Genomic DNA, 13,011 nt, shown 5'->3' on the forward strand with positions numbered 1-13,011 from the left:
CCCCGGCGGGATCCGGACCACGCCCCGCACCGACCGGCCGCATCCGCCGCTGCGAGAGAAGCGGCGCACAACAATGTCAGGAGATGTTCCGATGACCGAAACAGTCGCTTTGAGCCCCGAACTGGGAGCCGAACTGATCGATGCCGACGATCTGCTGTCCGAGGCCACCGTCGCCCGGATCCGGGAGGCGATCAGATGGCGCGGCGTACTGCTGATTCGCGGTGCCCATCTCGACGACTCCGCTCAGCTCGAGCTGAGTCGCAAGCTGGGTACCGTGCTGGCGCCCGGCGGCAGGGAGATCTTCACCGTGTCGCTGGATCCCGGCAAGAACCCCACCGCCGAGTACCTCAAAGGGACGTTCTGCTGGCATATCGACGACACCACGAACCGGATACCGGCCAAGGCCACCATGCTCACCGCGCGGCACGTCGCAATGATCGGCGGCGGTACCGAATTCGCCAGCACCTACGCTGCCTACGAGAACCTGCCGGAGCCCGAACGTAAACGCTGTGCGGACCTGCGTGTGGTCCACAGCCTCGAGGCGGCGCAGCGCGCGGTGCACCCCGACCCCACCGAACAGCAACTCGCCCAATGGCGGCGGATCCCCACCCACGAGAGCGCGCTCGTATGGCGGCGCCGGGACGGCCGGCGCTCACTTGTCATCGGCGCCACCGCGGACCATATCGTCGGCATGGACCCCGACAGCAGCCGCGAACTCCTCGACGAACTGCTGGAGTGGTCCACCCAGGAGCGTTTCCGGTACACCCACGAATGGTCGGTCGGTGACCTGGTGATCTGGGACAACACCGGCATGCTGCACCGGGCCCTGCCCTACGATCCGGCCTCCGAGCGGACCATGCACCGCACGACCATCGCCGGCGACGAGGCATGGAACTGATCCCCGGCCACGGCCACCCGCCCCGCGACAGGCAGGAAGAACATTCATGAACCAGGACACCTACGACACCGGGCGCCGGATCCGCACCCAGGTACTCGGCGCGGACTACGTGCGCAACGCCGCCGGTGACGACTTCACCCAGCCGCTACAGGACCTCGTCACCGAGTACTGCTGGGGAGCGGTATGGGGTCGCGACGGCCTGTCCCCGCAGATTCGTTCGATGCTCAACCTCGCCATGCTCTCGGTACTCAACCGGCCGCACGAGTTGCGCACCCACGTCAAAGGGGCGCTCAACAACGGTGTGACCCGCGACGAGATCCGTGAAGTACTGCTACAGGTCGCCGTGTACGCCGGTGTTCCGGCTGCCGTCGACAGTTTCCGGATCGCCCGGGAGGTACTCGCCGAAACGGACAACGGCTAGTGGGCACCATGGATATCGGCTTGATCGGCCTGGGCAACATGGGGTTCCCGATGGCCGCCCGGCTACGGGAAACCGGCCACCGGCTCGTGGTGTTCGACGCCCGCGCCGAGTCGATCGACCGGGCGGTCACGCTCGGCGCCGTGGCCGCGTCCTCCCCCGCGGACGTGGCCGACCGTGTCGAGACAGTGCTGACCAGCCTGCCGACACCGCAGGCATCGCTGGAGGTCGCCACCGGAGGCGAGGGCATCATCCACGGCGCACGAGTGCGCCGGCTCGTCGAACTCTCCACCATCGGCCCGCACGCCGCCCGGCAGCTGTCGGCAATGCTGGCCGATCGCGGTATCGCCATGCTCGACTGTCCCGTGAGCGGCGGTGTCGCGGGGGCTCGGCACGGCACGCTCGCCATCATGGCTTCCGGGCCGGCGGACGAGTTCGACTCCACCACACCACTTCTCGAGGCACTCGGCCGGCCGCTTCTGGTAGCCACCGAGCCCGGTGCCGGGCAAACGATGAAGCTGATCAACAACCTGATGGCCGCCGCCACCCTCGCCGCCACCGCCGAAGTGATGGTCATGGGTGTGAAAGCCGGCCTCGACCCCACCGTGATGATCGATGTGCTCAACGCCGGCTCGGGTGCCACCCACGCCAGCCGGGACAAGTTCCCCCGCGCGGTGCTCCCCCGCACCTTCGACTTCGGCTTCGCGACGGGACTGATGACCAAGGACGTCCGGCTCTACCTGGACGAGGCCGCGAAGCTGGGCACTCCGACCCAACTCGCCGAAACGGTCGCCCGGCAATGGGAGGCGACCACAGCGTCCGAGGGCCCGGACTCCGATTTCACCACCATTGTGAAACCACTCGAGGCGGCCGCCGGTGTGATCGTGGACGGAAGGCACGACCGACCCGCCCAGACCGCATTCTGAAAGTGGGGAGAGCGGTGGCTGCCCTCTTTCGGTCGTGTCGTAGCCACGCACAGCCGGGTGCCGCGGCAGGCAACGCCACCCGACCGGACCGGGGGCCGCTCACCACAGGTGCAGGAAGCTCCGGACGTCGTCATACCCGTCGACGGCCCGGCCGTCCACGTCCGACGGATCGGCCTCGGCACGCGCCGCCAGCGACTTCGCCAGTGCGACGGCTTCTTCGCTGAGACGCCCGAACCGCCGAGCGGTGTGTCCCAGGCACAGGCCGGCCAGCCCCAGCAACGGGCTCCCCGGCGCAGCCCGTGTCCCGACCTGCACACACCAGTGCTCGACGAACTCGACGTCGTCGTCGTACAACGCGGTTCCGACCAGCACAGTCGCGGCCTCCCCCGCGGCCGTGCGGTCACGCAGAGCCCGCTCCAACGTCTCGACCACGACCTCGTGAGGCTCCGCGGGAGGGTTCTCGAAACTCATATGAGAGCACACCGCGCGAGACTACGTGTGCTTCGGACTCAGGCTTCGGTCAGCGGGAAGTGGCAGGCGGCGTACTGCCCCGGCCGGACTTCACGGACCTCGGGTTCCTCCTCTGCGCAGAGCTGCTGGGCGTGCGGGCAGCGGGTCCGGAACCGGCAGCCCCGGGGTGGCGCGAGTGGTGAGGGAATATCGCCGGCCAGCGCCGGCCCCGCGAAACCCTCGTCCGGGTCGGCCAGCGGTACCGAATCGAGCAACGCCCTCGTGTAGGGATGTGCCGGATGGTCGTACACCTCGACGGCATCGCCGAATTCGCATACCTTGCCGAGGTACATGACCATGACGTTATCGCTGATCGTGCGCACGACACCGAGATCATGGCTGATGAACACCACGGTCAGGTCGTATTCGGCCTTGAGCTCGGCAATGAGATTGAGGATCTGCGCCTGCACCGAGACATCCAGCGCGGATACCGGTTCGTCGCAGATCAGCAGCCGGGGATCGACCGCCAGCGCCCGCGCTATCGCGACACGCTGGGCCTGACCACCGGACAGTTGCCGAGGTAGCGAGCCGGCGAGCCGCTCGTCTATCCCGACCTTCGCGAGCACTTCCTTGGAGGTCGACTCGCGTTCGGCCGCGGGCTTCCCGGCAACGGCCAAACCTTCGACCACGATCTCGCGGACCGGTCTGCGCGGATTCAGCGAGGCCACCGGATCCTGGAAGATCATCTGCATCTCCCGCCGCAGACTACGCATGCGGCGGCCGTCGGCCTCGTCGATCTGCTCGCCGGCGAAGGCGATCCGGCCGGAGGTCAGCTTGTCCAGCCGGAGCACGGCCCGGCCGGTCGTGGACTTCCCGCATCCCGATTCCCCGACGATTCCGAGGGTCTCGCCGGGTAGGACGTCGAAGCTCACCGAGGACACCGCCTGAACGGTCCCGCCGTCGGTGTCGTACTCGACCACCAGGTCGCGCACACTGAGCAGCGCCGCCTCGTCGCGCAGATGCGCGGTTCCGCTACCTGCCATGGGTATCACCACCGGATTCCGAACGGGCTGTTACGGGTTCGAGAGCAGGATGCGCGCACGCCACCAGGTGGTCCGCGGCGATTTCGGTCAACGCCGGACCGGGATCCTCGCGACACACATCGGCGACGTGACTGCACCGGGGCGCGAACCGGCAGCCCGGCGGCGGTGCGGCCGGATCCGGCAAACCGCCCTCGATCAATCGCAGGGGCGCGTACCGCTGGTGTTCGATCGTCGGCGTGGCGCCCATCAGAGCCCGCGTGTACCGATGGCGAGGGGCGGTGAAGACCTGGCGGGTCGCGCCACATTCGGCGAGCCGCCCGGCGTACATGACCGAGACCCGGTCGGTGCGCCCCGCGACCACCGACAGGTCATGACTGATCAACATCAGCGACATCCCCCGGTCCCGCTGCACGCGGCGCAGCAGGTCGAGGATCTGCCGCTGGATCGTCACATCCAGAGCGGTGGTCGGTTCGTCGGCGATCAGCAGGTCGGGTTCGCAGGCCAGGGCGATGGCGATCATCACTCGTTGCCGCATCCCCCCGGACATCTCGTGCGGGTAGTTGCGTAGCCGGCGTTCCGGATCCGGGACCCCGACCTCGCGGAGGAGCTCGAGCGCGCGACTTCGCGCCTCGGAACGGCCGGTGCCCAGATGTTTGCGCATGCCCTCGGTGAGCTGGCGTTCGACGCGCACGACCGGATTGAGCGACCGTCCGGGGTCCTGGAAGACCATGGCGATCTGCTTTCCCCAGATATCGAGCTTCTCCTTCTTGGAGAGCGCGAGGATGTTCCGGCCCTGGAACAGCACCTCACCGGAGCAGCCGGCGCGCGGTGGCAGCAGTCCCATGATCGCCCGGGCCATCACCGACTTCCCGGAGCCCGATTCGCCCACTACGCCGAGGGCCTGAGCGCGGTCCACATCGAAGGACACATCGTCCACGGCTCGTACGACACCGCGTTCGGTACTGATATAGGTATGCAGGTTCCGCACCTGCAGATTCGGTTGAGCACTCATGGTTCTCAGCTCTCCTCGGATCGTGCCCGCTACTCGGCGATCCACAGCTCCTCCGGCCGGACCGAGCCGGCGCCGTACATGGTGAGGCCGCCGACGTTCTTCCCGGTTGCCGCGCCCGCGACAGTGCGGGTGTAGAAGATGGCGGGCATCAGATCGATCAGCCGCTCCTGAACCGTCCGGTAGGCCGCCTTGCGCTGCGCCACATCCGTCGACGTCCGGCCGGTATCGAGTGCCGCGTTCAGGGCCTCGTCGTCGATGCCGGCGGTGTTGCGGCTCGAATCCCCGTAGAAGGCCGTCCCCAGCCGCGGCTCGGGATCGATGAAGAACGCACCACCGGTCATCACGTCGAAATCGTGCGTATAGCGCAGCTTGATCAGGTCGATGATATCGATGACCCGAACTTCGACTTCGACATTGCCGAACGCGCTGAGCTGAGCCTGAACGCTCTCCGCCAGCAGCCTGTTCTCCGTCTGCGCGGTGGTGGTGTAGGTGAACTTCACGGGCTTGCCCTCGGCCGCCAGCTCGTCGAACAACCGTTGCGCGGTTACCGGATCGTGCGTGTGCAGCGGCAGATCCGGCGCATGATACGGCGAGGAGTCACGGAACAGGGTGGTCGGGAGTTCCCCGCTTCCGTTGTAGATGGTCAGATTGAGCGCGTTCACGTCGAGGGCGGCCGCGACCGCCCGGCGGGCCCGGATATCGTCGAACGGCGCGCGCCGCATGTTCATCGACAGGTGTTGTCCGCCGTGCAGCGGCGATACCGCCGTCGGGAAACCTTGATTCGCCAGCTTTTCGATACTTCCCCAGTTGGAGCTGATGATCACATCGGAACCGCCGCTGATCAGCGTGTTGTAGCCCTGAACCGAGTCACCGGAGGTGCGCAGCTCGATCCGGTCCAGATACGGTTTCGGCGCATCCCAGTACTGCGGGTTCTTGACCAGCTCGATCACATCCTGCCGGGCCCACCGCTGGAGGGTGAACGGGCCCGCGCCCACCGGGTTGCTGTCGAAGGCCGCGCGCCCGGCCTGCAGCGCCTTCGGTGAGGCGATCCAGTTCATCGAACTCTCCACTACGGTGTAGGCGAAATGCGGTATGGGGTGGTGCATTCGGACTCGCAGCGTGGTCGGGTTCACGACCTCGGTCGCCGCGATCACCGCCGCATCCTCGACATAGGACGATCCGTTGGCCGGGTCGGCGAAACGATCCCAATTGAATTTCACGGCCGCCGCGTCCAGCGGGGTCCCGTCGGAGAACCGCAGATCCGGCCGCAACGTCAAATCGAACGTGGTGCCCCGGTCCGGTGTGGCGAAACCGGTCGCCATGGAATATTCGATTTCGCCGCTGTCGGGGTTGTTGACCAGCAATGTCCCGTACAGGGCATTGCCGAGTAGCGCGTTGATCACCCACTGATTGCCCAGGGCTACCGGGTCCAGAGTGCGGGGTTCACTGATCTGGAGAATCTGTGCGGTACCGCCGGCCACCGGATCACCACCGGGGCCGGTGCCCGTACCTGCTCCGGTCCCGCCGCAGGCGGCCAGGACGAGGGCAGTACAGCACGCGGCGATCGAACGAAAGAGCGTTGCTCGGAACATCATTGTTCCTCTCGAAGGAGAAGCGAGGAGTGAATCGGTGACGGGGATGGTTGCGGCAGTCAGTTCTCGACCCAGAGTTCCTCCGGTAGGAGCGACCCGTAGCCGTACTGCACGACACCACCGACGTTTCTGCGGGTGACGACGCTGGGCTCATTACTGACCTGGAAGATCACCGGGACAAGTGCGTTCAGCCGTTCCTGCACCCGGCGATAGGCATCTGCGCGTTGCCCGCTCGTTGTCCCGGTCCGGCCGTCCTGCAGTGCCCGGCTCAACTCCGCGTCGGCTATCCCGGACAAGTTGCGCCGGGAGTTCCGGTGGAACGCGGACCACAGAGCCGGTTCCGGATCGGTGAAGTTCGCCGAACTCGTCGTCATATCGAAGTCGTTCGTCCGGCGCAGTTCCACCACCCGGGTGATATCCGCGACCGTGACAGCGACCTCTACATTGCCGAACGCGCTCAGTTGCGCCTGCACGTTCTCCGCGAGTGCCCTGATCTCCGCGGTGGGGCCGCTGGTGAAGGTGAAAGATACCGGCTTACCCTCGGCCGCCAGCTCGTCGAAGAGTCGTTGCGCGGTCTCCCGGTCCGGCTGCGGGAGCGGCAGTCCCGTGTGGAACGGCGAAGTCTCACCGAACAGACTCTTCGGGACCCGGCCTTCGCCGTGGTAGACGGCGACGTTGATCGCCTCGAGGTCGATCGCCGCGGCGACCGCTCGGCGTGCACGCACATCGTCGAAGGGTGGCCTGCGTGTGTTCATGGTCAGGGTCTGGCCGCCGTGCAACGGCACTGTGCCGGTGGGGAATCCGGCCGCGCGCGACTCGGCGAGGCTCGCCGGGTTCGTCTCGATCACCAGATCGGCACCCCCGCTGATCAAGGTGTTGATCCGCTGGGCGGTATCGCCGTTGGTGCGCAGGGTGATCGCGTCGAGATAGGGTTTGGGCGCATCCCAATACTGCGGGTTCTTCACCAGTTCGATGGCGTCTCCGCGTGCCCAATGCCTGAGCGTGAAAGGGCCGGCGCCGACCGGATGCGCGTCGAACTGTTGTCTGCCGGCCCCCAGTGCGGCGGGCGAAGCGATCCAATTCAGCGAGGTGCCGTACACCGCCTCCGCGAAGTTCGGCACCGGCTCGGCCATCGTCACCGCCAGCCGGGTGGAATCGACAACCTCGGTCGCGGCCACCATCGATGCTTCCTGGAGGTAGGCCGAACCGTTGGCGGGGTCCTTGATTCGGTCCCAGTTGTATTTCACCGCCGCCGCGTCCAAAGGACTGCCATCGGAGAACCGCAGATCCGGGCGCAACGTCAACTCGAACGTGGCACCCCCGTCACGAGTGGCGAAACTCTGCGCCATGGTGAATCGCAGATCACCCGTTTCCGGATCATCGACCATCAGTGTTCCGAACAAGGCATTGCCGACCACGGCATTGAGCACCCACTGATTGCTCAGCGTTGCCGGGTCCAGGCTGCGCGGCTCCGTGATCTGGACGATGCGGGCGGTGCCGCCGGGAACCGGGACGTTGCCGGCCGGCTTTTCACTGTTGGCACCGCTGCACGCGGTCAGGAGCGATGCCAGGCAGACAAGAGCTGCGACGAGCAGACAACAGCGTCGGATCATCATTCGGTACCTCGGTGCTGACACGGGATGGCAGTTCGGGAGCGGGCGGGGCGTCAGTCACGCATCGTGCGATCGAACCGGCCACGCAGGTGGTCACCCGCCTGGTTCAACGCGAAAACGGTGCAGAAGATAACTGCGGCGGGCACGAAAACCAGATGCGGTGCGGTGGCCAGACTGTCCTTGCCGTCGGAGATCATGCCTCCCCAGCTCGGTGTCGGGGGCGGGATGCCGAGCCCGAGAAAGCTCAGCGATCCTTCCGCGACGATGAGCGCCGCCATGACGATCGGCAGATACGCCAGCAACGGTGGCAGCACATTCGGCAGGATTTCCCGGCCCAGGATCCGGCCGTGCCCGGCACCCATGTTCCGGGCGGCGAGCACGAACTCCCGGGCCGTCCACGTCAGCGTGTTCGCCCGGGCGAGCCTGATGAACGAGGGGATGATGATCAGCGAGAGGCCGACCATCAGGGTGCCCAATCCCGGGGCGAAGACCGCGGTCAGCGCCATCAGCAGGATCAGCGGCGGGAAGGCCAGCATCGTATCGCTGAGCAACCGGATCCCCGCATCCGTCCGCTTCTGGAAATAGCCGCCCAGCATCCCGATACTCGACCCGAGTGCCGACCCGATGAGGGTCGCGACCGTGCCGATCAGCAACGACACCTGGGCGCCGTACACGCACCGGGACAACATCGACCGCCCCAGATTGTCGGTGCCGGCCAGGAGATCGAGCGATCCGAGTTGCGGAGGTTGCCGCGGTGGACCCACGGGGATCGAATACGACGCCAAGGGCAGCAGATCGGCGAAGATCGCCGCCGAGATCATCACGATCAACCAGGCGTAGGACAGGTACACCAGTATCGAGCGGGGTTTGCGCACCCGCGGGACTTCCGGTTTCACCGGCGCCTCGATCCGCTGCTTACGCTCGACCTGCACATCGGCTCGAGTCATACCGTGGCCACCTTCCTGACCCGGGGGTCGATCAGCTCATAGCTCGAGTCGACCAGGATGTTGATGACGACATAGACGACCGCCATGAATGCCACGATTCCCTGCACCATGATCAGGTCCCGGGACACGATCGAGGAGGCGAGCAACTGGCCGAGACCGGGTAGCGAGAACAGCGTTTCGACGATCACCGTCCCGCCGATCAACCGCCCGAGATTGATACCCGCCAGCGTGATCAGTGAGAACGACGACGGCCGCAGCGCGTGCCGGAACATCACGTACCACTCGTTCATCCCTTTGGCGCGGGCTGCCCCGATGAAATCCTCACGCAGCGTGGTGATCAGGTCGGTGCGCAGCAGCCGATGGAATGCGGCGATCTCCATCAGCGCCATCGCGACGGCCGGCAGCAGAGCGGACTGCAGGTTCAGCCCGATGCCGTCGCCGATGCGGTTCCATCCGGTCACCGGAAGCCAGCCCAGCTCTACCGCGAAGAAGTAGATGAGTATCGGGCCGGCGACGAACGCGGGGACCGAGAGAAAAACGGAGGAGAGCGCGGCAGTCCCCCGATCGACCGGACTTCCCGGCCGCATCGCCGAAATCACGGCGAGGAAAACCGCACTGATCAGTGCGATGGCGAGTGCCATCGCGGCCAGTTGGAACGTCACCGGCAATCGCTCGGTGATCGCCGTCGTCACCGATTGTCCGGTGAGCGGTGAGGTGCCCAGATCACCCTGGGCGGCGCCTGCGACCCAGTTCAGATATTGCACCCACAATGGCTCGTCGAGGCCGAGTTTGCTGTTCAGCGCCGCAACGGCTTCCGGCGTGGCCGCGTCGCCGAGGATGACCTGCGCCACCGATCCCGGTGCGAAACTCAGCAGCACCACAACTGCCAGGGTGACCAGGAGGACCACCAGTAGACCTCGGCCCACTCGCCTCACGATGGAAAACATCATCCACCTTCGCCTTTCCGGAGCGCGCGACCGTTCGGCCCGGCACCCGTGGGGTGCCCGGCTCGCGATTCACGGTCTGATGCGGGCTGACGCGAGCATGCCGAGAATTGGATTCTTCCAATACAGATTCATGTTCGCGCTGTAAGTAGAATCATATTCTACCTAGCGTTGCGCCGCCGGAAAATCGCAGAAGAACTTCGAACCCGCTGGCAAGAGCGCTACCGGCGAGCGAACCGGTACCCGAGTCCGCGCTCGACGGTGAGGTCTTTCCACGGTGGACCAGAGGGTCCGAATTCGTGACAGCCGACCGGTGTGACGGGGCCCGGTTCGCCGCCCTGCCCCTTGCTCCCGGCAGCGCGGCTACGGGCCCTCGGCACTTCGAGGTGATGACGGTCCGTCGGAGGCCACCGCTCGCTCTGTGTTGAACCGGGCCACCGACACGCAGGTGAAACCCGATGCGCTCGCTCAGCCTTCGAGGACGACCGGTAGCCGGCGCAATCCGTGTAACGCGCGGGAAGGCACCGGTGTCGGTTTGCCCGCGAGACGAGCGTCCGGATAGCGCTCGAAGAACTGCCGAACGGCGATAGCGGCTTCCGCGCGGGCCAGCGCGGCGCCGATACAGAAGTGGATACCGGCGCCGAAGGTGAGATGACGATGTGGTTCCCGGCGTTGCGGATCGAAGACATGCGGGTCGGTGAAGATCTCCGGATCGCGATTCGCGGCGGCGAGCAGCACCACGATCGGCGTTCCCGCGGTGACCTCCCGGCCACCGAGCCGGGTATCGGTCTTGGCGACCCGGACGACGTACTGCACGGGTGCGTCGTAGCGCAGGGATTCTTCGATCACCGCCGTGTAATCCCCGTCGGCCGGCCGGAGGTGGGGCTGCCGCAACAGCGTGTGCAGGGTGTTTCCGAGCAGGTGTGTGGTGGTGCCGAAACCGCCGACCAGCAGCATGCTGCACGTGGCAATGGCCTCGCGCGGCGTCAGCCGGGCAGGGCACTGGCCGGCCAGTCCGGCGATGAGCCCGACTCCCTGCGGGTCGGCGTCGCCGAGACGTTCCCGGAAGTACGTGGTCATCTCGGTGACGAGCGCGCGGGAACGTTGCCGTTCCCGCGTTGTCCGGGCGCCGTCCAGCAACGAGGCGAGCACATTTCCCCAGGCCGCGAACTGTGGGGCCGACGTATCGGGAAGCCCGAGAATATGCGAGATCATCGCCATGGGAACGGCTTCGGCATAGTTGGTGACCAGATCGGTGACCCGGCCGCGGGGAAGCTCGTCGAGGCATTGCCCGACGATTTTCTCGATCCGGGGTCCGAGCTCGCCGAGTTCGCGCCGATGGAAGGTGGGCGCGACGAGCGATCGCAGTTCCGTGTGCCGGGGTGGTTCCAGCTTCAGGAACGAGTCGTTCACCGGGTGTACGAGCGTGACGTCACCGCTTTCGTTGCGACGGCGGGCCGACGCCCCGATGGGCGCCGGACCGAAGTCGCTCCCGGTGAGCACCTGGTAGCTCAGCGCGTGCGAGGCGGTGAACAGCAGGCCGCGACGACTACCGGCCAGGGCACCGCGGGCGCGGACCTTCTCGTATTGCCGATGCCGGTCGGACCCGGGCGGGGCCCAGAGGATCCGCGCGCCCGGGTCACCACGAAGGACATCGGCGAACAGCCGTGCCTTCTCCAGAGACAGTGCTGCCATGGTGGACTGTCGCCCGGCGCTAGGCGCCGATGGCCGATTCGGCGGGTGCCTGACGCGCGGAATGGTAGCTCGACCAGTAGTACTGGCGGTAGAACTCCTCGGCCAGCGTCACCCAGGTGTTCAGCATGCCGGTATCACCGAGGAACCGGTGCATATTCACCAGCAGCCAACTCCACACGGCCTGACTGTCCCGGCAGTTGTCGCAGTCGCCGGTCGTGGCGCAGTACTGCACACTGTGGTCGGTGCGGTAGGCGTTGAAACGGCCGACGATCGGATGCCCTTCGGTGAGGCGCTGGGCATGTGCCGGATGGTCGTTGCTGACGCTGGGGCAGGTCTCGCGGCCGAAGGTGCCCCAGTGCGTGTGGCCGGTGACCAGTGTGCGGTAGTAATAGGGATCGCCGACAACGGTTTCGGGATACGTCTCGCGCATCCGCGTCATTTCCTCGATCGCCCGTTCTTCGTTGGCCAGGCGCGCGGTGGGATCGGTGCCGTTGTCGCTGTAGTACCCGAAGTTGATCTGGTTACCGTTGGCCGCGATGGCCTCGACGGTGCGTTCGAGGTACGGCATCCCGGCCTCGCTGAGCGTGTACACCCAGGTGGCGCGCGGGTCGCCGGTGTAGGTGCGCAGCGCCTTGTCGAACAGACCGTTGATCCGCCGGCCGTTGACCCCGTGCCCGCGCAGTTCGTCGTCCACCGGTCCGCCGCCCCACAGGGACACCGCGATGGCGATATCTTCCAGTCCGTCGTACGGGATCGGGCGCGTCCCGTTGGTCACCACGGTGACGTGGCGAATCGTCTCCGCGAACACCCGGACGCGATCGAGGACCAGGGCCGGCTCGCCGCCGATCAGCAGTGTGCTGGTGATCTTCTTGTTGTCGCGCAGGTCTTCGGCGAACGCGCGGATGGTGTCCAGATCACGGATCTCGACGCTCTGCTTGTCCATATCGTGTTCGAAGAACCAGCACCCCTTGCACCGCAGGTTACAGGCGTCGGTAACCCAGACCTCCACCGTGCGGATCCCCCGGGCCACTTCGTTCACGCGCATCAATCGTTCGGCCAATGCCGGATCCTCTTGCGCGAGTTCGAATGCTCGGGTTAAAATGCGTTCCTTGCTTGGCCTGACGTCCAAGAAAACGGGCTGAGGCACAACATCCTCCTCGGTGCGATGCGGCAGATTTGCACGCTGCTGAATGTCACCGGCGAGTCGAGACTGTCGGAAATCGATAGTGCTGCCGATGCGCTGCCGAACCGATGGGCCGGCAGGTGGTTGGTGAGAATGCGGATACGGAGCGGTCGTACGGGAACTGAACTCGTTAGCGCTAGAAATAAGTCTAGGACAAACCCTGGTACAGCGCGATGCCCCCTGCGCATCACCGACGCTTTTTACGATCTACGCAACGATTCCAGGATATGTTCCGGCACAACGATTCTCGTGCGGTAGATTCTACGCACCCATGCGGCATGGCCGCGGCG

The 13,011-nt window shown here is 66.0% G+C and carries 12 protein-coding genes; 3 read left to right on the forward strand and 9 right to left on the reverse strand.

Annotation, left to right across the window (positions count from 1 at the left end; translation table 11 throughout):
- The first annotated feature begins 91 nt into the window (after positions 1-91).
- Genes ACQEVO_RS13370 through ACQEVO_RS13380 form a run of 3 tightly spaced genes read left to right on the forward strand, consistent with a single transcriptional unit; the run spans position 92 to position 2,242 of the window.
- Positions 92-898, forward strand: coding sequence for a TauD/TfdA dioxygenase family protein (locus tag ACQEVO_RS13370; RefSeq protein WP_432912837.1), 807 nt, complete (start codon positions 92-94; stop codon positions 896-898).
- Between the two features lie 46 nt (positions 899-944).
- Positions 945-1,319, forward strand: a complete 375-nt coding sequence (locus tag ACQEVO_RS13375; protein ID WP_357421679.1) for a carboxymuconolactone decarboxylase family protein — start codon at positions 945-947, stop codon at positions 1,317-1,319.
- Between the two features lie 8 nt (positions 1,320-1,327).
- Positions 1,328-2,242 (forward strand): NAD(P)-dependent oxidoreductase, encoded by a 915-nt coding sequence (locus ACQEVO_RS13380; RefSeq protein WP_432912839.1) that lies wholly within the window; start codon positions 1,328-1,330, stop codon positions 2,240-2,242.
- 99 nt (positions 2,243-2,341) lie between these two features.
- Here ACQEVO_RS13380 and ACQEVO_RS13385 read toward each other — a convergent pair whose 3' ends face one another.
- The 9 genes from ACQEVO_RS13385 to ACQEVO_RS13425 form a co-directional block, all read right to left on the reverse strand.
- Entirely contained in the window at positions 2,342-2,713 is a 372-nt protein-coding gene (locus ACQEVO_RS13385) for a hypothetical protein (RefSeq protein WP_432912841.1), read from the reverse strand.
- A 38-nt stretch (positions 2,714-2,751) separates the two neighbouring features.
- Positions 2,752-3,735 (reverse strand): ABC transporter ATP-binding protein, encoded by a 984-nt coding sequence (locus tag ACQEVO_RS13390; protein ID WP_432912843.1) that lies wholly within the window; start codon positions 3,733-3,735, stop codon positions 2,752-2,754.
- Positions 3,725-4,747, reverse strand: a complete 1,023-nt coding sequence (locus ACQEVO_RS13395; RefSeq protein ID WP_432912845.1) for an ABC transporter ATP-binding protein — start codon at positions 4,745-4,747, stop codon at positions 3,725-3,727. Before ACQEVO_RS13395 ends, ACQEVO_RS13390 begins: the two co-directional genes overlap by 11 nt.
- Positions 4,748-4,776: 29 nt before the next feature.
- Positions 4,777-6,339 carry an ABC transporter substrate-binding protein gene (locus tag ACQEVO_RS13400; protein ID WP_432912847.1) on the reverse strand — a complete coding sequence of 521 codons (1,563 nt, stop codon included), beginning with the start codon at positions 6,337-6,339 and terminating at the stop codon, positions 4,777-4,779.
- 59 nt (positions 6,340-6,398) lie between these two features.
- Entirely contained in the window at positions 6,399-7,955 is a 1,557-nt protein-coding gene (locus ACQEVO_RS13405; protein ID WP_432912849.1) for an ABC transporter substrate-binding protein, read from the reverse strand.
- Between the two features lie 50 nt (positions 7,956-8,005).
- Complete coding sequence (locus ACQEVO_RS13410) at positions 8,006-8,899, reverse strand: ABC transporter permease (protein ID WP_432912851.1); 894 nt, start codon at positions 8,897-8,899, stop codon at positions 8,006-8,008.
- Positions 8,896-9,849, reverse strand: a complete 954-nt coding sequence (locus tag ACQEVO_RS13415) for an ABC transporter permease (RefSeq protein WP_432912853.1) — start codon at positions 9,847-9,849, stop codon at positions 8,896-8,898. Before ACQEVO_RS13415 ends, ACQEVO_RS13410 begins: the two co-directional genes overlap by 4 nt.
- Positions 9,850-10,311: 462 nt before the next feature.
- Complete coding sequence (locus tag ACQEVO_RS13420) at positions 10,312-11,538, reverse strand: cytochrome P450 (RefSeq protein WP_432912855.1); 1,227 nt, start codon at positions 11,536-11,538, stop codon at positions 10,312-10,314.
- Positions 11,539-11,557: 19 nt separating this feature from the next.
- Entirely contained in the window at positions 11,558-12,598 is a 1,041-nt protein-coding gene (locus ACQEVO_RS13425) for a radical SAM protein (RefSeq protein ID WP_432912857.1), read from the reverse strand.
- Positions 12,599-13,011 lie beyond the last annotated feature (413 nt).

The sequence above is a fragment of the Nocardia sp. CA-290969 genome (assembly GCF_050936135.1).
Classification (GTDB): Bacteria; Actinomycetota; Actinomycetes; order Mycobacteriales; family Mycobacteriaceae; genus Nocardia.